This is a genomic window from Stenotrophomonas sp. NPDC047960 (assembly GCF_043204395.1).
GTDB lineage: Bacteria > Pseudomonadota > Gammaproteobacteria > Xanthomonadales > Xanthomonadaceae > Stenotrophomonas.
In genome coordinates this window covers 208,443-228,068 of sequence record NZ_JBIDBX010000003.1, presented here as the reverse complement: position 1 = coordinate 228,068, position 19,626 = coordinate 208,443, and the positions used below count along the sequence as shown (strand labels likewise).

The 19,626-nt window shown below is 65.6% G+C and carries 20 protein-coding genes; 11 read left to right on the top strand and 9 right to left on the bottom strand.

Translation table 11 applies throughout. From position 1 onward, the window contains the following. Nucleotides 1-50: 50 nt before the first annotated feature. Together ACGFZ3_RS08990 and ACGFZ3_RS08985 are read right to left on the bottom strand one after the other, a co-directional pair. Nucleotides 51-1,454, bottom strand: coding sequence for a mannose-1-phosphate guanylyltransferase/mannose-6-phosphate isomerase (locus ACGFZ3_RS08990; protein ID WP_392919425.1), 1,404 nt, complete (start codon nt 1,452-1,454; stop codon nt 51-53). 11 nt (nt 1,455-1,465) lie between these two features. Then, on the bottom strand, nt 1,466-2,815 hold the full coding sequence (locus tag ACGFZ3_RS08985; RefSeq protein ID WP_392919422.1) for a phosphomannomutase: 1,350 nt from the start codon (nt 2,813-2,815) through the stop codon (nt 1,466-1,468). 144 nt (nt 2,816-2,959) lie between these two features. Here ACGFZ3_RS08985 and ACGFZ3_RS08980 point away from each other — a divergent pair, with 144 nt between their 5' ends. Together ACGFZ3_RS08980 and ACGFZ3_RS08975 are read left to right on the top strand one after the other, a co-directional pair. Further along, the gene (locus tag ACGFZ3_RS08980; RefSeq protein ID WP_392919419.1) at nt 2,960-3,694 is read left to right on the top strand and encodes a CoA transferase subunit A; all 735 of its coding nucleotides are present in this window, start codon (nt 2,960-2,962) and stop codon (nt 3,692-3,694) included. Between the two features lies 1 nt (nt 3,695). Continuing rightward, a complete protein-coding gene (locus ACGFZ3_RS08975) occupies nt 3,696-4,322 on the top strand; it encodes a CoA transferase subunit B (RefSeq protein ID WP_392919416.1) in 627 nt (208 codons plus the stop codon). Between the two features lie 12 nt (nt 4,323-4,334). Here ACGFZ3_RS08975 and ACGFZ3_RS08970 read toward each other — a convergent pair whose 3' ends face one another. Both ACGFZ3_RS08970 and ACGFZ3_RS08965 read right to left on the bottom strand, forming a co-directional pair. Next, the gene (locus ACGFZ3_RS08970) at nt 4,335-6,407 is read right to left on the bottom strand and encodes a glycoside hydrolase family 99-like domain-containing protein (RefSeq protein WP_392919414.1); all 2,073 of its coding nucleotides are present in this window, start codon (nt 6,405-6,407) and stop codon (nt 4,335-4,337) included. Nucleotides 6,408-6,590: 183 nt separating this feature from the next. Continuing rightward, the gene (locus ACGFZ3_RS08965) at nt 6,591-6,899 is read right to left on the bottom strand and encodes a SymE family type I addiction module toxin (protein ID WP_392919411.1); all 309 of its coding nucleotides are present in this window, start codon (nt 6,897-6,899) and stop codon (nt 6,591-6,593) included. A 678-nt stretch (nt 6,900-7,577) separates the two neighbouring features. Between ACGFZ3_RS08965 and ACGFZ3_RS08960 the strand changes: the two genes are divergently transcribed. From ACGFZ3_RS08960 to ACGFZ3_RS08930, 7 genes are all read left to right on the top strand, one after another. After that, entirely contained in the window at nt 7,578-7,880 is a 303-nt protein-coding gene (locus ACGFZ3_RS08960) for a helix-turn-helix transcriptional regulator (protein ID WP_392919408.1), read from the top strand. Next, nucleotides 7,870-9,129, top strand: coding sequence for a type II toxin-antitoxin system HipA family toxin (locus ACGFZ3_RS08955; RefSeq protein WP_392919405.1), 1,260 nt, complete (start codon nt 7,870-7,872; stop codon nt 9,127-9,129). The genes ACGFZ3_RS08960 and ACGFZ3_RS08955 overlap by 11 nt, the downstream gene beginning before the upstream one ends. A gap of 72 nt (nt 9,130-9,201) precedes the next feature. Next, complete coding sequence (locus ACGFZ3_RS08950; RefSeq protein WP_392919402.1) at nt 9,202-9,615, top strand: hypothetical protein; 414 nt, start codon at nt 9,202-9,204, stop codon at nt 9,613-9,615. Further along, complete coding sequence (locus ACGFZ3_RS08945) at nt 9,593-10,807, top strand: hypothetical protein (RefSeq protein WP_392919399.1); 1,215 nt, start codon at nt 9,593-9,595, stop codon at nt 10,805-10,807. Before ACGFZ3_RS08950 ends, ACGFZ3_RS08945 begins: the two co-directional genes overlap by 23 nt. After that, nucleotides 10,800-11,762 (top strand): glycosyltransferase, encoded by a 963-nt coding sequence (locus ACGFZ3_RS08940; RefSeq protein WP_392919396.1) that lies wholly within the window; start codon nt 10,800-10,802, stop codon nt 11,760-11,762. The genes ACGFZ3_RS08945 and ACGFZ3_RS08940 overlap by 8 nt, the downstream gene beginning before the upstream one ends. Beyond that, nucleotides 11,746-12,138 carry a GtrA family protein gene (locus ACGFZ3_RS08935; RefSeq protein ID WP_392919393.1) on the top strand — a complete coding sequence of 131 codons (393 nt, stop codon included), beginning with the start codon at nt 11,746-11,748 and terminating at the stop codon, nt 12,136-12,138. Before ACGFZ3_RS08940 ends, ACGFZ3_RS08935 begins: the two co-directional genes overlap by 17 nt. Continuing rightward, nucleotides 12,135-12,731 carry a hypothetical protein gene (locus tag ACGFZ3_RS08930; RefSeq protein WP_392919390.1) on the top strand — a complete coding sequence of 199 codons (597 nt, stop codon included), beginning with the start codon at nt 12,135-12,137 and terminating at the stop codon, nt 12,729-12,731. Before ACGFZ3_RS08935 ends, ACGFZ3_RS08930 begins: the two co-directional genes overlap by 4 nt. A gap of 89 nt (nt 12,732-12,820) precedes the next feature. Here the strand turns inward: ACGFZ3_RS08930 and ACGFZ3_RS08925 are convergent, their stop codons facing one another. Beyond that, entirely contained in the window at nt 12,821-13,780 is a 960-nt protein-coding gene (locus ACGFZ3_RS08925; protein WP_392919387.1) for a UDP-glucuronic acid decarboxylase family protein, read from the bottom strand. 333 nt (nt 13,781-14,113) lie between these two features. Here ACGFZ3_RS08925 and ACGFZ3_RS08920 point away from each other — a divergent pair, with 333 nt between their 5' ends. Further along, nucleotides 14,114-14,704, top strand: coding sequence for an alpha-ketoglutarate-dependent dioxygenase AlkB family protein (locus ACGFZ3_RS08920; protein ID WP_392919383.1), 591 nt, complete (start codon nt 14,114-14,116; stop codon nt 14,702-14,704). Here the strand turns inward: ACGFZ3_RS08920 and ACGFZ3_RS08915 are convergent. From ACGFZ3_RS08915 to ACGFZ3_RS08900, 4 genes are read right to left on the bottom strand one after another with little or no spacing between them, the layout of a single operon-like run. Then, complete coding sequence (locus ACGFZ3_RS08915) at nt 14,682-15,359, bottom strand: ABC-type transport auxiliary lipoprotein family protein (RefSeq protein WP_392919380.1); 678 nt, start codon at nt 15,357-15,359, stop codon at nt 14,682-14,684. The genes ACGFZ3_RS08920 and ACGFZ3_RS08915 overlap by 23 nt on opposite strands. Then, entirely contained in the window at nt 15,356-16,282 is a 927-nt protein-coding gene (locus ACGFZ3_RS08910; protein ID WP_392919377.1) for an MlaD family protein, read from the bottom strand. Before ACGFZ3_RS08910 ends, ACGFZ3_RS08915 begins: the two co-directional genes overlap by 4 nt. A gap of 3 nt (nt 16,283-16,285) precedes the next feature. Beyond that, nucleotides 16,286-17,116, bottom strand: coding sequence for an ABC transporter ATP-binding protein (locus ACGFZ3_RS08905; protein ID WP_392919374.1), 831 nt, complete (start codon nt 17,114-17,116; stop codon nt 16,286-16,288). Continuing rightward, nucleotides 17,116-18,228 (bottom strand): MlaE family lipid ABC transporter permease subunit, encoded by a 1,113-nt coding sequence (locus ACGFZ3_RS08900; protein WP_392919371.1) that lies wholly within the window; start codon nt 18,226-18,228, stop codon nt 17,116-17,118. Before ACGFZ3_RS08900 ends, ACGFZ3_RS08905 begins: the two co-directional genes overlap by 1 nt. An 81-nt stretch (nt 18,229-18,309) precedes the next feature. Between ACGFZ3_RS08900 and ACGFZ3_RS08895 the strand changes: the two genes are divergently transcribed. Continuing rightward, nucleotides 18,310-19,569, top strand: coding sequence for a threonine/serine exporter ThrE family protein (locus ACGFZ3_RS08895; protein ID WP_392919368.1), 1,260 nt, complete (start codon nt 18,310-18,312; stop codon nt 19,567-19,569). Nucleotides 19,570-19,626 lie beyond the last annotated feature (57 nt).

Below are 19,626 nucleotides of genomic sequence, written 5' to 3'. Positions count from 1 at the left end.
TACAAAAAACCCGGCATCGCCGGGTTTTTTGTTGGGCGTGCACCAGTGGCTCAGCTGCGGCCGTAGGTGTCCTCGAACCGCACAATGTCATCCTCGCCAAGGTAGCTCCCCGACTGCACTTCAATCAGTTCCAGCGGCAGCTTGCCCGGATTGCGCAGCCGATGGGTCACCCCCAGCGGAATGTAGGTGCTCTGGTTTTCACCCAGCAGGATCACCTCATCACCACGGGTAACCTCGGCGGTGCCACTGACCACCACCCAGTGCTCGGCGCGATGGTGGTGCATCTGCAGGCTCAGCGTGCCGCCGGGCTTTACCGTGATGCGCTTGACCTGGAACCGCTCGCCGTTGTCGATCGAATCGTACGCGCCCCACGGCCGGTACACCTTGCGGTGCCAGGTGGCTTCCGGGCGTTGGTCTGCCTTGAGCCGTGCCACCACCTGCTTGATCTCCTGCATGCGGTCGCTGCGGCCCACCATCACCGCGTCATCGGTCTCCACCACGATCACGTCATCCAGCCCCACCAGTGCGATCAGGCGCTCGCCGTAGGCATAGGTGTTGCGGCAATCGATGGCGATGACATCGCCATGGTGGGCGTTGCCATCGGCGTCCTGTTCCGATACATCGCGCAGCGCGGTCCACGAACCGACGTCGTTCCAGCCCGCGTCCAGCGGCACCACCACGGCATCGGCGGTCTTCTCCATCACGGCGTAGTCGATGGAATCGGCCGGCACGGCCGCGAAGGCCTCCTTGTCCAGGCGGGTGAAGTCAGTATCGCGTCGCGCCAGCTGCCACGCATTGCGGCTGGCAGCCAGCATGGCCGGCTGCAAGCGTTCCAGCTCGGCCAGGTAGCGCGACGCCTTGAACAGGAACATGCCGCTGTTCCAGAAATATTCGCCGGATTGCACGTACTGCAGGGCGGTATCGGCATCGGGCTTTTCGACAAAGCGATCCACCGCGCGCACCGCATCGCCGGACGAAGCCTTGATGTAGCCGTAGCCGGTCTCCGGCCCGGTGGGCACGATGCCGAAGGTGACCAGCTTGCCGTCGCGGGCGGCAGGCAGTGCACGCAGCACCGCGGCACGGAAGGCGGCTTCGTCGGCGATCACATGGTCAGACGGCAGCACCAGCAGGATCGGGTCGCCCTCTTCCAGCGTGGCTTCCAGCGCGGCCACCGCGATCGCCGGCGCCGTGTTGCGCCCAACCGGTTCCAGCAGGATCGCCTGCGGCTGCACACCCAGCTGTTGAAGCTGCTCGGCCGCTACGAAGCGGTGCTCCTCGTTGGCCACCACCAGCGGCGCGCGCCCGGCAATGGGTGCCACCCGCTGCCAGGTGGCCTGCAGCATGGTCTGCTCACCGGCCAGCGCCAGGAACTGCTTGGGATAGGCCTCGCGCGAAAGCGGCCACAGCCGGGTACCGGAGCCGCCGGACAGGATCACCGGAAGGATGTCGTTCATCGGGCCGGGCCTCAGGATGCCTTGAGCAGCTGGGAAATCTCGTCGGTGCGCTGCTGCAGCAGGGCCGCATCGCCGCGCGCTTCCACGTTCAGCCGCAGCAGCGGCTCGGTGTTGGAGCTGCGCAGGTTGAAGCGCCACTGGCCGAAGTCGGCGCTGATGCCGTCGGTGTGGTCAAGCGTGGGCCCGTGCGAAGCGAAGTGCTCCATCACCCGTGCCACAGCCGTTTTGGCATCACTGACCTTGAAGTTGATCTCGCCGCTGCACGGGAACTTCTGCATGCGCTCTTCTACCAGTTCGGCCAGCGAAAGCTTGGTCTCGGACACCAGCGCGGCGATCAGCAGCCACGGGATCATGCCGGAGTCGGCGTAGGCGAATTCGCGGAAATAATGGTGCGCGCTCATCTCGCCGCCGTACACGGCGTCTTCTGCCCGCATCTTTTCCTTGATGAAGGCGTGCCCGCTCTTGCACAGCACGGCCTGGCCACCGGCTTCCTCCACCATTTCAATGGTGTTCCACAGCAGGCGAGGATCGTGGACGACCTTGCCGCCCGGCTGGCGGGCGAGGATGGCCTTGGCCAGCAGGCCGACCAGGTAATAGCCTTCGATGAAACGGCCGGTATGGTCGAAGAAGAAGCAGCGGTCGAAGTCGCCGTCCCAGGCGATACCGAAGTCCGCACCGTGTTCGAGTACGGCCTGCGCGGTGAGCTCGCGGTTCTCGATCAGCAGCGGATTGGGAATGCCGTTGGGGAAGCTGCCATCGGGCTCATGGGCAATGCGCACGAACTCGAAGGGGAGGTGCGGGGCCAGCAGGTCCACGATGGTGCCGGCGCCGCCATTGCCGGCGTTGACCACCAGCTTCAGCGGCTTGAGCGCGGCGCGGTCAACGTAGCTGAGCAGGTGCTCGATGTAGGCGCTCTTGTCCGTATGCGACTGGATACCCGCCTTGGGCGCCACGGCAGTGGCGGTGTCCGCCTCGACCGCGTCGGAGATTGCGAACAGGCCGGTGTCCGAGCTGATCGGCCGGGCCTGCTGCTTGACCAGCTTCATCCCGTTGTAATCCATCGGGTTGTGGCTGGCGGTGACCATGACCCCGCCGGCGGCATTCAGGTGGTCGACCTGGAAGTACACCTCTTCGGTACCGCACAGGCCGATGTCCAGCACCTCGCGCCCGGCGCCGCGCAGGCCAGCGGCCAGGGCGTCCTGCAGGGCCGGGCTGGTAAGGCGGACATCGTGGCCCACCACCACCGTGCCGGGCTCCAGCTGGGCCGCCAGCGCCACGCCGATCTTCCGCGCCATATCTTCATTCAGCTCGTCCGGCACGCGGCCGCGGATGTCATACGCCTTGAATGCGGGGAGGGTCATTGAAAGTCCTATCCATAAGTCAGTGGGCAAGTTTAGCTGCTGTCATGTATGGGAAGCGTTTTCAACCCCGATGACCGTTTAGCGGGGGGGCGGCGACCTGCAATGGCTACAATGGCGGCTTACATCAACGAGGTGAGGGCGTAGATGAGCAAGTCCCCAGACAACGGCGGCCGGCGCGGCAAGCGCTACGCCAGCGCCGCCGAGGCGCTGCAGGGCGCGGTGGCCGATGGCCAGACCCTGGCGGTCGGCGGCTTCGGCCTGTGCGGCATTCCCGAAGCGCTGATCGCCGCGCTGCGTGATACCGGGGTGAAAGGCCTGACCGTGATCTCCAACAACGCCGGCGTGGACGGCTTTGGCCTGGGCCAGCTGCTGGAAACCCGGCAGATCAAGAAGATGATTTCGTCCTACGTGGGCGAGAACAAGGAATTCGAACGCCAGTACCTGGCCGGCGAGCTGGAGCTGGAATTCAACCCGCAGGGCACCCTGGCCGAGCGGCTGCGCGCCGGCGGTGCGGGCATTCCCGCCTTCTTCACCGCCACCGGCTACGGCACGGTGGTGGCCGAGGGCAAGGAAACCCGCGAATTCGACGGCAAGCATTACGTGATGGAAACCGCGCTGCGCGCCGACGTGGCGCTGGTCAAGGCGTGGAAGGCCGACGAGGCCGGCAACCTGGTGTTCCGCAAGACCGCACGCAACTTCAACCCGGCCTGCGCAATGGCCGGCAAGCTGTGCGTGGTGGAAGTGGAAGAAGTGGTGCCGGTGGGCAGCATCGACCCGGACCAGGTGCACCTGCCGGGCATCTACGTGCACCGCATCGTGCATAACCCCACCCCTGAAAAACGCATCGAACAGCGCACCGTGCGTGCGGAGGGCAACTGACATGGCATGGACCCGCGATGAAATGGCGCAGCGCGCCGCCCGCGAACTGACCGACGGTGCCTACGTGAACCTGGGCATCGGCCTGCCGACCCTGGTCGCCAACCACATTCCGGAGGGCGTGGATGTGTGGCTGCAGTCCGAAAACGGCCTGCTCGGCATCGGCCCGTTCCCGACCGAAGCCGAGGTGGATGCGGACCTGATCAACGCCGGCAAGCAGACCGTGACCGCGCGTGCCGGTGCCAGCTACTTCGGCAGTCATGACAGCTTCGCGATGATCCGCGGCGGCCACGTCAACCTGGCCATCCTCGGCGCGATGCAGGTCACCGACAAGGGCGACCTGGCCAACTGGATGGTGCCGGGCAAGATGGTCAAGGGCATGGGCGGCGCCATGGACCTGGTGGCCGGGGTGCAGCGCGTGGTGGTGCTGATGGAGCACACCGCCAAGAACGGCGAGCACAAGATCCTGCCCGAGTGCACGCTGCCGTTGACCGGCGTGGGCGTGGTGGACCGCATCATCACCGACCTGGCGGTGTTCGACGTGACCGACGCTGGCTTGAAGCTGGTCGAAGCCGCGCAGGGCGTGAGCAGCGAGGAGCTGAAGGAAAAGACCGGCGTCAGCTTCAGCTGAGCCGGTTCCGATTCACCCCTTGCGGGCGTATGCGTAGGGCTGCCCGTCAGTGAACGGCAGCCCGAGCACCGCCGCAGCGGTCTGTTCGTCTGCGCCGGCATGGCGCACCACCAATGAGACGATGCGCTCGATCGCGTGGGCCTGCGTGCCATCCACCTGGCCAGCTTCATGCTCGAACAGCGAACGGTACAGGTGCGCGTCCAGCAGCGGACGCAGCGCGGACAGCCGCACCCAGAACATGCTGCCGGCCACGAACGTATCGTGGTCGATATCGGGGGCGGGCAGCCCGATCCGCGCCAGCAGTGCGCCGACATTGCGTTCGTTCGCACCCCAGTAGTAGTCCAACCGCTGCACGTGCCCTTCGGGCGCGACCAGGCCGAGCGACGGGTCCTGTACGAACGCATCGAATATCCGGCTGGCGCGGTCCGCAGCCAGCAGCCGCCCGGTCAGCTCACGGCGCCAGTCCTCGCCGTCGCGGCGATGGGTGGAGCGTTTGGTGTGCAGTTTCAAAACCACCTGCTCGCCTTCCTGGTACAGCCGTTCGGCAACCTGCAGGAAGGGCAGGATGTCGCGCCCGTGGTTGGGGTAGACCACGACCTCCCCCCGCAGCCCGGCTGACGCCAACGCTTGTTCCACGGCGTCCTGCCGATCGGGCGTGGTGGTGATGACGATGCGCCAGGGCAGCGCGGCCGCGCGCAGGTCCACGAGCAGCTCCCCGAGGACATCCAGGTACCACGCGTGGATCACCACGCAGGGGCGTGCCGGGGCGCTGTGCGCCAAAGGTGCATGCAACGCCTGCCGCGTGGCATCCAGGTAGGCATGGCCCAGCCGCACGTCCGGTTCCAGTACCGCGCCTTCGGCCCACTCATTCCAGGCATTGATGAACACAAGGCGCCGTTCTGGCTGCACGGGTGCAAGGCGTTGGTGGATCGTGGTCGACAGCCAGTCGCGGTAACCGCGCGGTGACGCATGCAGGTACACCCGGCCGCGACCTGAGCGGCGTGCCTCGTTGTCCCAGCCTGGGTTGACCCCGGGATACAACGGGTACTCCGGTAGCGGGCGTGCGGCGATCTCGCTGGCCAGTTCTCGCCAGTCGCGCACGTCACCGTGGAAATCCGGGTTGATCAGGTACTGGTCGGCGGTCAGCGACCGCGGATTGCTCATGTTCGGCGGGAACTCGACCGCCGCGTCGAAATCGATATCGCGCGGATCCGGACGTTCAAAGCCCTGTACGTACGCCAAGTGGATTTCGCCGATGTCGTGCTCACGGCACCACTGGCGCCAGCGCTGCGCGGTGGCGCGCGCGTCGGGCAGCAGATGCGGCCGGTAAACCAGCAGCATCGGCTTGCCCTCCACCTTCAGCGCACGGCGGTCGCGCAGGTAATCGGCCACGTGCGCGATGAAGGCAATATCGTCCTCAGCGCTGTGCTGCTGGCCGATCAGGATGTCATCGCCGCGCCCGTCCCAGCGCCGGGCCCAGTTCTCATTGGCCCAGCACAGGCAGAACGGCATCTCGATGCTGTCGTCCGCCAGCCACTGGCGCAGTGGCGACTCCAGTAGCGTAGTGCCGCTGAACCAGTAGTAGTAGAAGCAGAACGCGCCAATGCCGTACTCCTGCGCCAGGCTGGCCTGCTCGCGCATGATCTGCGGGTTGCGCAGGTCGTAGAAGCCCAGGTCGGCCGGCAGACGCGGTTGCACGTGGCCCTCGAACTGGGGCAGGGCGCGGGTGACGTTGCGCCATTCGGTGAAGCCCTTGCCCCACCACGCATCGTTCTGTTCGATGGGGTGGAACTGGGGTAGGTAGAACGCGACCAGCGTGGCAGGCAGTACCTGCGGCAGCGCCTCTGATCGATAGGGAACATGGCCGATGGCCGGCTCGTCGGCGCGGACCAGCGGGCGCCGGGCATTGTCGCCACCCGTGGCCTCAATCCTGCCGCGCGGCGGAGGCGGTACCCAGTCCGAGTGCCGGTCCAGGAAGCGGCTGCGCAGGCGGTCGCGCTGCCCTTCTGACAGGGGCAGCGCCCGGAAGCCGGTACGCAGGGCGAGATAGACCGCTGCGCGCAGCCTGTCCTTCAGGGTGGTCATGAACGGCAGACCCCGGTCAGGGCGAACGCGGGAACGGGCATGAGGGCTCCAAGACAACGGCAATGGCCGTCATTCTGGGCGTTGGACGGTGCAGCGGCAATGCAGGGCCACGCCCTTGAGTCGCCCAGCGTCAATGCCGCGCCCCTTGCGGGGGTAGGGCGACGCCGGACGTCGCTGCTCCCGTCAGCGCCCGGAATATATTCGCCGGTGCGTGCGCCTGACCGGCCGAAGCTGGACAGATACCGCCGGCTCCGCAGCACGCAGCAGAATGGCGCCGTCATACACCTCCACCGTCAATCGGGTTCCGGGCGCAATGCCCGCCTCGCACATCCACATCCCGCGCAGCTTGATACAGGGGATGATGGAGTCGCCGCGCTGGGGCGTCTCGTCGTTGTAGATCAGCGAACCAACCAGCACCCGCTTGGGCTTGTGCCAGCCGAGGTGTGTGCGAGGGGTGGGGCGGATGGGCGCATCGTTGTCATGAGAATGCATGGTGGCTCTCCAGAGTATTTCCCCGCCGGGACGGCGAGGGGAGTCGGGAGGTTGAAAGCCGTGCTACAGCAGACGGTGCGACGTATTCCCCTGAAGGGTTTTTTATTCCGTCGCCCTCCCGACATAGGAGGACCGATATGCTGTAGCGGAGCTTTCAAACTCTTGGGCACACCATGCGGACGCGCTGACGATAGCGGAAGTTGATTGTTTCTGTTGATTTGCGCCGGTTCGATGACGGCGTCAATAGTGATGACGCGATCGGGTCGTGCGGCGTTGGGATGCGTTGCGTGGCAACGTTTCTGCAATGTGGGACGTGGTTGACATTGCGGCGGATGGCCGGGTTTCGCGGTACTCCCCGGTGCAGTATTTGATGGCGTTTATGGCATTGGTTGCGCCATTTCGCGCGCGGCCGGCGTGGTGTCGATTGGAGGTCATGCGTTACCGGGCGGCGATTGGATACCGGCGGTTGTTTGGGAACCAGCCCTACCGCCGAGCGGACGTATGCGCGCGCCGGATTCTCTTTCTCGTTTTAGTACTGGGTGTCGATTGGGAGGCCAAGCCGCTCAATAGCGCCTTGCCCACATGTTCGCCAAAACGAACATTGTGCGGCGTTCTAAAGTAAGTGTTCGATATAACGAACATTCATTGTTCGTGAAGTGTGCGTCATAACGAACATTTATGGACAAGCGTTCGAAAATGTTCTATATAGCGAACATGAACGTACTTGCCAGCCTCAGTCCGCTCGATTTCGGCCGCGCCTACCGCGCGGAACGTCGGGCGTTGGGCAGAACCCAGCAGGAGGTGGCCGAGGCCGCCGGATGCCGTCGCCAGACCATCGCGGATCTGGAGGCGGGTCGGAATGTGTCGCTGCATACGTTGTTCGCAGCGCTTGCCGTGCTGGGGAAAGCCGTGCTGATCACTGACGCGCGCCCGGATCTGGATCACCTCCATCTGCTCGCGGATCCTGAAGATGAAAATTAAGCGTCTACAGGTCTCCACGGTGACAGGTGAAGCGGGCGATCTGCTTCGCGAGTCACAGTACGTGTTCAATTACAGCGCAACCGAACGGACCAATGAAGTTTCCCTGACCATGCCGATCCGGGCGCAGAGCTACGTTTCGTCGTTGCTGATGCCAGTGTTCTCGATGAACCTGCCGGAAGGCTATCTGTTCGACCTGATTGCCAGGCGCATCGCCAAACACGAACGCATCGACGAGATGCGCCTGCTTGCCATCACCGGGCGACGGCAGATCGGACGATTGCAGTATGTCGAGCCGGGCGGGGATTGGCGTGAACCGCCCGCACAGGTCGGTCTTGCGCAGCTGCTGCACGAGCCTGCGTCGCAAGGTCTTTTCAACTTCCTGGTCGATACCTATTTCAGCTCTGGAATATCGGGCGTACAGCCCAAGGTGTTGATCCCGGACGCCGACATCGCACTGGCCAAGCGGCTCACGGTTCCCGACGCCGACCTCATCGTCAAGAGCGGTGGGGCCGACTACCCGTGGCTGGCGCAGAACGAATTTCTGTGCATGGACGCGGCGCGGCGCGCAGGTCTGGACGTTCCAGAGTTCTGGTTGTCCGACGACGCCAATCTCTTCATCCTGCGCCGCTTCGACCTGCTTCCAGAACGCCTGGGGTTCGAAGACATGGCGGTGCTCATGGGCAAGGTGCGCGATGCGCAGGGCAACTACAAATACCAGGGAAGCTATGAAGCTGTTGCCCGTGTAATCAAGGCATTCAGTGGTTCGGCGGTACTTGCCAACCTGGAAGCCTTCTTCGCCTCGATTGCCTTGTCAATGATGGTGCGCAATGGCGATGCCCACTTGAAGAACTTTGGGCTGTTGTACCGCCATCCTGCAGCGGGTGAGGCCAGGTTGGCGCCCGTCTTCGATGTGGTGACCACGACCATCTACCCCTACTACAATCAGCGGACAGGCGCCGAACTGGTCGATCGAACCACCGCGCTCAAGCTTTTCTCTGGTGCAAAGACGCGCCATTACCCCTCACGCGAAGACCTGCTTCGGTTCGGTCGAGCGGTCTGCCTGGTCAGTCATCCGGAAGAAATCATCGATCGCATAGCCACTGCGGTGACTGAAACACTGGGGGAACACGCATCTCGCCTCACGGGCGAATACGGAAAGCGACTCGCCATCGAATGGAATGAGGGATGTCTTTCCCTGGCTTCGCGGCGGTTGCATGCGGTGCAACCTAGCGAGAAGGCACGCAGCTAGCCAGCGGCAGCACACGGTCCGGCGCTGGCCCAATGCTAGACTTTCGGGCTTGGCTGAACCTGGAACGCTGCCGTGATCAAACCCGGGAAGGGAACCCCCTCCGCTTTACAACGCTGGCTGGCCGGTCTGGTGATCGGCGCGGCGCTGGTGGTGGGCTTGCGCGGCATCGCCAAGGATGTCCATTTCGATAGCACCCTGCTGCGCCAGGCCTTTGTTGCTGACGCCGGCTGGGTCGAATCGGTACCGCCCGAGGTGGTCGAAGCCCGCGAGCTGCTCCGCCACGAGCACAGTGGTGCGCCGATCGCGCTGGCGCCGGGCCTCTGGGAAGACCCGCTGGTCCGCGAGCGCCTGTGGGACGGGCTGTACCCCCGCCGTATCCACTGGGCCGACAAGGGCCTGATGCTCTGGCGTACCCCCGGCCCGCAGCAGCCGAACTGCACTGAAATCTCAAGGAGTGAGCGCATTGTTCTCGTTGACTGCCACTGACGGTGGCGCACGCCCCGCGCTGGGCATGCTGGCCGGCGTGCTGCTCTGCTATGCCTTCGCCGCGTTCGGCTGGGTAGGGCTGCCGGCGCAGCTTGCCTTCATTGCGGTGCTGGCCTGCGCGGTATGGTCGCTGCTGGCCCTGCGCGACGGCCGCGCGGCCTGGATGCTGGGCATCGTGGCGGTGCTGCTGGTGCTGGCGCTGGGCAGCCCCACCGACGAATGGGACCCGCGCTCGATCTGGATGCTGCATGCCAAGCGGATCTACCTGGAGAATTCGCTGTACGCCCAGCTGGACGGCTATGCGAACTTCAGCCACAACGACTACCCGTCACTGATGCCGCTGTGGTCGGCCACCGCCGCCAGGGTGGTGGGGCACTGGAACGAGATATTCCCCAAGGCCGCCGCGACGCTCCTGCTGCTGCCGCCGCTGCTGTTGATCGCGCGCAGCCTGCGCACGTGGTGGGCCGCCGGGCTGCTGGGGGTAGCGGTGCTGGAGGTGGGTGGGCGCTATCTGGTCGATGGCTATATGGATGCGTTCCTGGCGGTCTACGCGGTCGCGGCGCTTGCCGTGGCGATCCAGCCGCGCAGGGACGCGGCTGAGGCGGCCTGGTTCAACCTCGCCGCCTACGCGGCGCTGTCAGCGGTGCTGACCCTGATCAAGAACGAAGGCGCGGTGCTGGCCATCCTGGTGGGCGTGGTCGCGGTGGGGACCGTCCTGCTGCGCGACCGCCGCATGCCCTGGGGCCTGCTGGCCGCGTTTGCCGTGTCGATGCTGCCGCTGCTGGCGTGGAAGCTGGCCGTGGCCGGCGCCGACCTGGGCAATGACCTGGCCCAAAGCGACCTGAAGGGGCAGCTGCTGGCGCGCCTGCCCGATCTGGCACCCAGCGTGCTGATCCTGAAGGCGCTGCTGCGCAGTGCCGTGTGGGTGCCGCTGGTGCTGCTGCTGGTACTGTGGGCGCGCACTTGGCGCGTATCTGCGGCCCGGGCCGGGCTGGCCGTCGCCGCGGCCTATTTTGGCGTGCTGTTCGCGGTGTACCTGAGCACCCCGCACGATCTGGCCTGGCACTTGGCCACCAGTGCCAAGCGCGTGGCGCTGCCGGTGCAGCTGCTGTTGATGTATGCGCTGCTGGTGGTAATGGACCAGTGGAGAAGGGCGGGCCCGCCGCACGCCGCAGGAGAACGGAATGCTTGAGTCCAACGAGTCGTTCGTGGTGGTGACTCCGGTCTACGAGGACCACCTGGCCTCGACCCGGTTGTTTACCGAGCTGGCACGCTTGTACGGCGACCGCGTGTTCGTGGTGGCCGTGGACGACGGCTCGATCCGCGAACCGGTGCAGCCGTTCCAGCTGTCCAGTTCCGGGGTCAGTGGCGTGGTGCTGAAGCTGCGTCGCAATGTGGGCCACCAGAAGGCGATCGCGATCGGGCTGGGTTACGTCGAAGAGAACCTGCCAGACGCAACACGCGTTGTAGTGATGGATTCCGACGGCGAGGACCTGCCCGACACCATCGCCACCCTGCTGGAGGCGGTGCGCGACGAGAACGTGGACGTAGCGGTGGCACGGCGCAGGAGCCGGGTGGAAACACTGCGCTTCCGCGCGTTCTACGTGGTCTACAAATTCATCTTCCAGCTGCTGACCGGGCGCACCATCAGCTTCGGCAACTTCATGGCGATCAAGGTCAGTGCGCTGCACCGGCTCAACGCGATGCACGAGGTCTGGACCCATGTGGCGGCCGGACTGATCGCCAGCAAGCTGCGCCTGGCGGTGTGCCCGATCGACCGTGGGCCGCGCTACGCCGGGCAGAGCAAGATGAACTTCGTGGGGCTCACCCTGCATGGCTTCCGCGCGCTGATGGTGTTTGCCGAGGACGTGCTGGTCCGCGTGGGCCTGATGTGCGTGCTGGTTTCTTCGGCCTCCATCGTGCTGGCCGTGGTGGCCACCCTGCTCAAGCTGGCTGGCTATGCCACCCCGGGCTGGTTCTCGATGGCGCTGGGCGTGCTGTTCCTGGTGTTCCTGCAGACCGGTACGCTGACCCTGATGACGCTGATGCTCAGTGGCATCGTGCGCGGCACCATCCAGAAGCCGGGGGCCTACCGCGAGTACCTGGCGGGTGTCGTCGAAGTGTCGGCCGATGTCGCGCGGCGCTGAACTCCGCCAGCTGCTGCGGTACGTCATCAACGGGCTGGTGGCCACCGGCGTGCACTTCGCGGTGCTGACCCTGCTGGTGGAAGTGGTGCACGTGCCCTCCAAGGGCGTGGCCAACCTGCTGGCCGCGGCAGTGGCCATCGTGGCTTCCTTCCTGGGCAACCGCTACTTCGTGTTTGCCGCCACCCAGGCCCGCGCCAGCGGCCAGTTGTGGCGGTTCGTGCTGCTGTATGCGGCCATTGCGCTGCTGAACGGCGGGCTGATGGCGCTATGGTCGGATCTGCTGAAGTTCGACTACCGCGTGGGCTTCGTGCTGATCAGCATCATCCAGTTCATCCTTTCATTCCTGGGCAACCGCCTGCTGGTATTCAAGCCATGAAAACCCTGCGCAACGCACTGCTGCTGACCATCGTCTACGTGGTGCTGCTGCTGGGCATCCATTTCCTGCACGTGCGCTTCTTCGCCGTGGACGTGGTGTTCTACGCGGCGATCGGCGATGCGCTGCTGACGGCGGTGCTGACCGGTCTGTTGCTGCTGCTGCCTGCGCTGCGGCGCTTCACCGTTACCGAGAAAGTACTGCTGATCGCGGTATGGTTGCTGGGCGGTTATTCCTTCGCGATTTCAGTGCCCACCGTGATCGACCGTTCACTGTCGTTCTACATCCTTGAAAAGCTGGACCAGCGTGGCGGCGGCATCCGCCAGGATGCCTTCCAGGACGTGTTCACCAGGGAATACATGGTGGAACATCGGCTGGTGGACGTGCGGCTGACCGAACAGGAAAGCTCGGGCACGATCCAGATCGCCAACGGCTGCGTGCTGCTCACCGACAAGGGCCGCCGTGTAGCGGCCATGAGCCGCTTCTATCGCCAGCATTTCCTGCCAAAGCAGCGCCTGTTGCTTGGCAAATACTCCGACGACCTGACCGACCCGTTCCGCCACAGCCGCCAGGACGTCACCTACCAATGCCACTGATCAGGCGGCTGCGGTAGGGTCGGTTCCCAAACGACCGCACGTAACGGCTCATCGCCCGGGAACGCATGACGCCAGATCGGAGCGATCTCTCAGCCGCTCAACAATCCATCAAAATAGGCAATCGTCCGCCGAAGACCGTCTTCGAGCTTCACCTGCGGCTCCCAGCCGCCCAACCGGCTCTTGGCCAACGTGATATCCGGCTGGCGCTGCATCGGGTCATCCTGCGGCAGCGGCTTGAACACCAGCTTGGAGCCTGAGTTGGTCAACGCGATCACCGCCTCGGCCAGCTCGCGGATGGTCATCTCTGCCGGATTGCCCAGGTTGCAGGGCCCGGTGAAATCCTTGTCGGTGTCCATCAGCCGGATGAACCCTTCAATCAGATCATCCACATAGCAGAACGAACGCGTCTGCTGGCCCTCGCCGTAAATGGTGATGTTCTCGCCGCGCAGCGCCTGCACGATGAAATTGGACACCACGCGCCCATCATTGGGGTGCATGCGCGGGCCATAGGTGTTGAAGATGCGCGCCACCTTGATGTCCAGCCCATGCTGGCGGTGGTAGTCGAAGAACAGGGTCTCGGCGCAGCGCTTGCCTTCGTCGTAGCAGGAGCGCGGCCCGATCGGGTTGACGTTGCCCCAGTACTCTTCGCGCTGCGGGTGCACGCTCGGGTCGCCGTAGACTTCGCTGGTGGACGCCTGGAAGATCCGGCAGTCCAGCCGCTTGGCCAGGCCCAGCAGGTTGATCGCCCCGTGCACCGAGGTCTTGGTGGTCTGCACCGGGTCGTGGCTGTAGTGGATCGGCGAGGCCGGGCAGGCCAGGTTCCAGATCTGGTCGACCTCGATGTACAGCGGGAAGGTCACGTCGTGGCGCAGGAACTCGAAGTTCGGGTTGCCCAGCAGGTGCGCGATGTTGCGCTTGGTGCCGGTGAACAGGTTGTCGGCGCAGACCACTTCGTGGCCCTGGTCGAGCAGGCGCTCGATCAGGTGCGAGCCGAGGAACCCGGCACCACCGGTGACCAGGATGCGCTTGCTGCTGTCATGACTTCTCATTGCGGGTTCTCTGCCGGTAGGCGGCGGGGTGCTTGCCGCCGGTCACGCTGGGGGAACGCCGATTGTAGGCGGCTGGGTGCGTGTGGCATAGCGAGAGTTCGGCTGCGGAGCAGCGGATGTCGGTCTGGGGTCATGCGTTACCGGATGTGGAGCCGCCGCGTGCGGTCGTTCGGGAACCGACCCTACATCGCCGTGCAAGCTGGTGCCCGCGGTAGGGTCGCATCCCAATCGACCGCCATTTCACTGCCCGCGCCCGGTAACGGCATGAAAATCAGGGGAAAAGGCGCCCACCGGGCGCATGCGGGCCGTTCAGCGCCATGCTAGCGTTCCACCATGGACCTCCACCTTCCCGATGCCCAGGTGCACTGGCACCGCCACTGGCTGCCCACCGACGCGGCCGATGCGCTGCAGCGGCAGCTGCGCGGCGAGGTGCCGTGGGAGGTGCACAGAATCAAGATGTTCGGCCGGCAGGTGGATTCGCCGCGGCTGAGCTGCTGGATGGGTGATCCTGCAGCGCGCTACCGCTATTCGGGTACCGACTTCGTGCCACATGCCTGGCACCCGGCATTGGTTCCGCTGCGCGATGCGTTGTCGGATTTCTGCGGGCAGCCGTTCAACAGCGTGCTGCTCAACTGCTACCGCGACAATGACGATGGCATGGGCTGGCACAGCGACAACGAGCCCGAGCTTGGGCCTACGCCCCTGATTGCGTCATTGAGCCTGGGTGCAGCGCGGCGGTTCCTGCTGCGGCGTCGCGATGATCATGCACGCAAGGCGGAAGTCACCCTCGGCCATGGCGATCTGCTGGTGATGGGCGGACGCACCCAGACCTTCTATCAGCACGCATTACCGAAAAGCGCCCGGCCATTGGCCGAACGCATCAACCTGACCTTCCGTTGGATCAACGCAGCCGCGTCGGAATAACCGCAGCCGTCCTGCTGTCGGCCTGGCCGGTCACCAGCGTCCAGCCCACCAGCTCGGTGGTCACTGCCTGCAGGCCCTTCTCGAATGCCTGCGCCACATCGGCGGTGCTGGTGCTGGGCACCGGTTGTTCCTGGCGGAAGGTGCGGTCGGCCACCACGCGCTGGTCGATGACATGGATCAGCTTGGCGTTGATCTCGATCAGCGCGGTCGGCGTGGCCTGGCCGCGGTAATCGGATTCAAAGCGACGCACATCCAGCGCCAGCTTGTAGTCGGCACGGATGCCGGTGGTGGCGCGGGCCACGCCGGCAATGCGGCCGGAATCCTCGAAGGCGCGCACCAGCGCATCGTCCACCATGTCGGTGGCCGGCTGCGCCCAGCTCACGCCCTTGTAGACCTCCAGCTCGCCGGGGTTGGGGCGAACGTTGATGCGCGGGCTGTCGACCACGCGCGCGGCGGTCGGCTTGACCAGCACCAGCTGCCAGTCGACCTTCGGCCACGACGGATCCGGCTGGATGCGCACCACCGGCGAATAGATGGTGACCTGGCTGCGTTCGCCGCCGCCAAGCAACGAAGAGCAGGCGCCCAGCGCGATCATCAGGGCCGCCGGAAGCAGCAGGCGGGGCAGGGAGGCGGGCAGGAGAGGGAAGCGGCTCATTTGGGTTCGAACTCCTTCGGCGCGTCGCGGCCGAGCAGATAGCGGGCCGGGTTGTTGTCCAGTTTGTCGCTGACCCGGCGCAGGTCGCGGATCAGCCCGCGCAGTTCGGTCAGGGTCGGGCCCAGCTGGGCCAGGCCGTCGTTGGCGAAGCTGTTGATGGCCGCGCGGTTCTCGCCCAGGATCGAATCGGCACTTCCGGCGGCCGAATCGAGCTTGGTCAGGGTGGTTTCCAGCTTGTCCAGGATCGGCGGCAGCTGCTGCACGAGGTTCGTGTCCAGGCGCTGGATGGTGCCGTTGGTGGTCTTGAGGGTGTCGTCCAGGCTGCGCGCGGCATCGCGCGCGCTGAGCAGCAGCGCCTGGGTGCCCTGGTCACGGTCGGCCAGGCCGCCGCTGATGGTTTCCAGGTTGGCCAGGGTGGCGTTGATGCTGGCCACGTTGCGGTCGCTCAATACCTGGTCCATGCGCTCGACGATGCGGTTGGCCACGTCGGTGATGTTCTGCAGTGCCGACGGGGTGGTCGGAATGATCGGCGCCGGGTCCTTGTTCACCGCAGTCAGCGCCTGCGCCTGGGGCGTGCCGCCGCTGAGCTGGATGATCGACGGCCCGGTCAGGCTGGTGATGGCCAGCTTGGCGCGGGTGTCGGTCTTGACCGGGGTGTTGGAGTTCAGGCGGATCCGCGCGACCACCTGGCGCGGGTCATCCGGCACCAGGTTCAGTTCGGTGATCGAACCGACCGCGATGCCGTTGTACTGCACCGGGCTGCCCACCGACAGGCCGGTCACGGCCTCGCGGAACACCACGCGGTATTCGGTCCAGGTGCGGTCGGAGGAGTACTTGGCCGCCCACAACCCGAAGGCCAGCAATGCCAGCCCCACGATCAGGGTGAACGCGCCGATCAGTACGTAATTGGCTTTGGTTTCCATGGCTTACTCGCTCTTCTGCTTGGCAGCGCGTGCAGCACGCGCGCGCGGTCCGTGGAAATATTCCTGGATCCACGGATGCTCCAGTTGTTCGATCTCAGGCAACGGCGCGTTGGCGATCACCTTGTGGTCGGCCAGCACGGCCACTCTGTCGCAGATGGCATACAGCGTGTCCAGGTCGTGGGTGATCAGCAGCACGGTCAGGCCGAGTGCTTCCTGCAGGGTCTTGATCAGGCGGTCGAATGCGGCCGCGCCGATCGGGTCCAGCCCGGCGGTGGGCTCGTCCAGGAACAGCAGCGGCGGGTCCAGCGCCAACGCGCGGGCCAGGCCGGCGCGCTTGCGCATGCCGCCAGACAGCTGCGAGGGCAGCTTGTTGATCGCATCGGCCGGCAGGCCGGCCAGCTTCACCTTCAACAGCGCCAGTTCGTAATGCCAGCGCTCGGGCAGTTCGCCGTGGTGTTCCTTCAGCGGCACCTGCACGTTCTCGCCCACGGTCATGGACGAGAACAGTGCGCCATCCTGGAACAGCACGCCGGTGTTGCGCTCGATGTGCAGGCGGTCGGCGCGATTGTCCGAACGTGCATCCACGCCCAGCACTTCGATCTGTCCTTCATCGGGCCGGCGCAGCCCGAGGATGCTGCGCATCAGCACCGATTTGCCGGTGCCCGAGCCGCCGACCACGCCCAGGATCTCGCCGCGGCGCACGTCCAGGTCCAGGCCGTCGTGCACGGTCTGGGTGCCGAAGCGGTTGGTCAACCCGCGTACGCGGATGGCCAGCCCGGACGCGTCGTCCAGGTCGGGGCGGGTATCTTCTTCGGGGGCGGCCGTGGTCATCATCACCAATCCATGTGCATGAACCACAACGCGGCAAACGCGTCGATGATGATCACCAGCGAGATGGTCTGCACCACGCTGGAGGTGGTGCGCTCGCCCACCGACTGCGCGGTGCCTTCCACCTTCAGCCCTTCCAGGCAGCCGATCAGGCCGATCACGGCGGCAAACACCGGCGCCTTGGACAGGCCCACCAGCATGTGCCGCACTTCGATGGTCTCGTGCAGGCGCGCCAGGTACATCTGCGGCGGAATATCCAGATCGAATGCGCCCACGGTGACGCCGCCGGCCAGGCCGGCGATCATCGCCACGAAGGTCAGCAGCGGCAGGGTGATCAGCAGCGCGATCAGCCGCGGCAGCACCAGCAGGTCGACCGGGTCCAGGCCCAGGGTCTGGATGGCGTCGATTTCCTCGCGCGCCTTCATCGAGCCGATCTGCGCGGTGAAGGCGCTGGCGGTGCGGCCGGCCAGCACGATGGCGGTAAGCAGCACGGCGAACTCGCGCAGGAACGCGATGCTGACCAGTTCCACCACGTAGATCTCGGCGCCGAAGTCGCGCAGGATCGTCGAGCCGAGGAAGGCGATGACCGCGCCCACCAGGTAGGACAGCAGGGCCACCAGCGGCACCGCGTCCAGCCCGACCTGCTCCATATGGTGCACGGTCGCGGTCAGTCGGAAACGACGCGGCTCGCGCAGCAGGCGGCTGCCTTTGACCAGGTTCTCGCCCAGGAAGCTGGCCAGCGCCACGATGTTGTGGCCGGTGGCGTGCACGCTGCGGCCCAGCCGCTCCAGCGCGGCCAGCACGCCGAAGTCGCGCTTGGCCTTGGGGCGGTCGTCGGCCACTTCTTCGATGGTGCAGACCAGCGCGCGGTGGTCTTCGCGGAACGTCAGTGCATCCTCGGCCAGGTCGGCACGATGGGCCACGCGCAGCACCTGCAGCACGCCGGCCGAATCCAGCTGGGTGATGCCGCTGGCATCGATGCCGGTGACCTTCTCCGGCGCCGCGCGCAGCACTTCGGCCGCGTCCAGCGCGGTGCGCAACGTCCACTGGCCGGACAACCGGATGAGACCGGGGTCCTGTGGATCCTGTTCAAGTTTGGGGGTCTGGTCTGGCGTCATGGGGCGTCCTCCACGCAGCATAACCTGTCTGCGTGGACGGCAAGTGTGTGCGCGCCCCGACATCAGGTAATACTACGCCGCATGTCTGCAGACGCACCCGCCATTGCCACCCCTCCCGCCACCTACGCACAGCGGGTGGCCTTCGTGTCCGAGATCGCCGGACGGCTGCACAGCTACGGCACTACGGCCCAGCGGCTGGAGGCGGCGGTGGTTGCACTGTCGCAGCGGCTGGACCTGGACTGCGAGCCCTGGTCGAACCCGACCGGGCTGATCCTGAGCTTCAGCGACCCGACCAAGGCCATCGGTTCGTCGGACATCACGCGCGTGATCCGGCTGGCACCGGGCGAAAACGACCTGCACAAGCTCAGCATCGCCGACCAGATCACCGAGGCGGTGTCCAACGGCACGATGAGCATCGCGCAGGGGCATACCGCGCTGCGACAACTGGACAAGGACCCGGGCCGGCGCGGCAAGATCCGCATGATCCTGTCCTACAGCCTGGGCGCGGCCGGCGTGGCCGGGCTGTGGAAGCTGCCGTGGCTGGATATCGCCACGGCCGGGGTGATCGGGTTGCTGATCGGGCTGATGACGCTCATCACCGACCGCCGTCCGGCCAGCCGCGAGGCCAGCGAGGCCCTGGCCGCGCTGCTGGCGGGCACCGTGGCGGCGCTGGTGGCGTCGTTCGTGGGCGCGCTCAACCTCAACACGGTAATCATCGCCTCGCTGGTGGTCATGCTGCCCGGCATGTCGCTGACCAACGCGGTCAACGAGCTGGCCAGCCAGCACTGGGTATCGGGGACGGCACGCTTCGCCGGCGCGATCACCACCATCCTGAAGTTGACGGTGGGCGCGGTGATCGCCGTGACGCTCTCGGGCATTGTCGGGCTGGATCCGCTGGTGCGCGCGTCGCGGCCACAGGCGGACTGGGTGGAATGGAGTGCGCTGCTGGTGGCGGCGTTTGCGTTCGCGATGCTGTTCAAGGCCAACCGCCGCGATTACCCGTGGGTGATCGCCGCCTCGGTGGCCGGTTACGCGATCTCCAAGTTTGCCGGCCAGGCCTGGGGCCTGCCAGCCGGCATTTTCATGTCGGCCATGATCATGACCGCGGCGGGCAACCTGTTCGGCCGCATCGTGCAGCGCCCCGGCGCGATCATCCGCCTGCCCGGCATCATCATGCTGGTGCCGGGCAGTACCAGCCTGCGCGGCGTGCTCACCCTGGTGCAGCAGCAGGACATGAGCGCCGGCCAGACCGTGCTGATGACCGTGCTCAACGTGGTCATGGCACTGGTGGCGGGATTGTTGTTCGGCAACCTGCTGGTACCGGCACGAAAGAATCTGTGAGTTTCTGAGAGATTCGAAACGATCAAAGACGTCGCACGATGCATGGCAAAAAAAAAC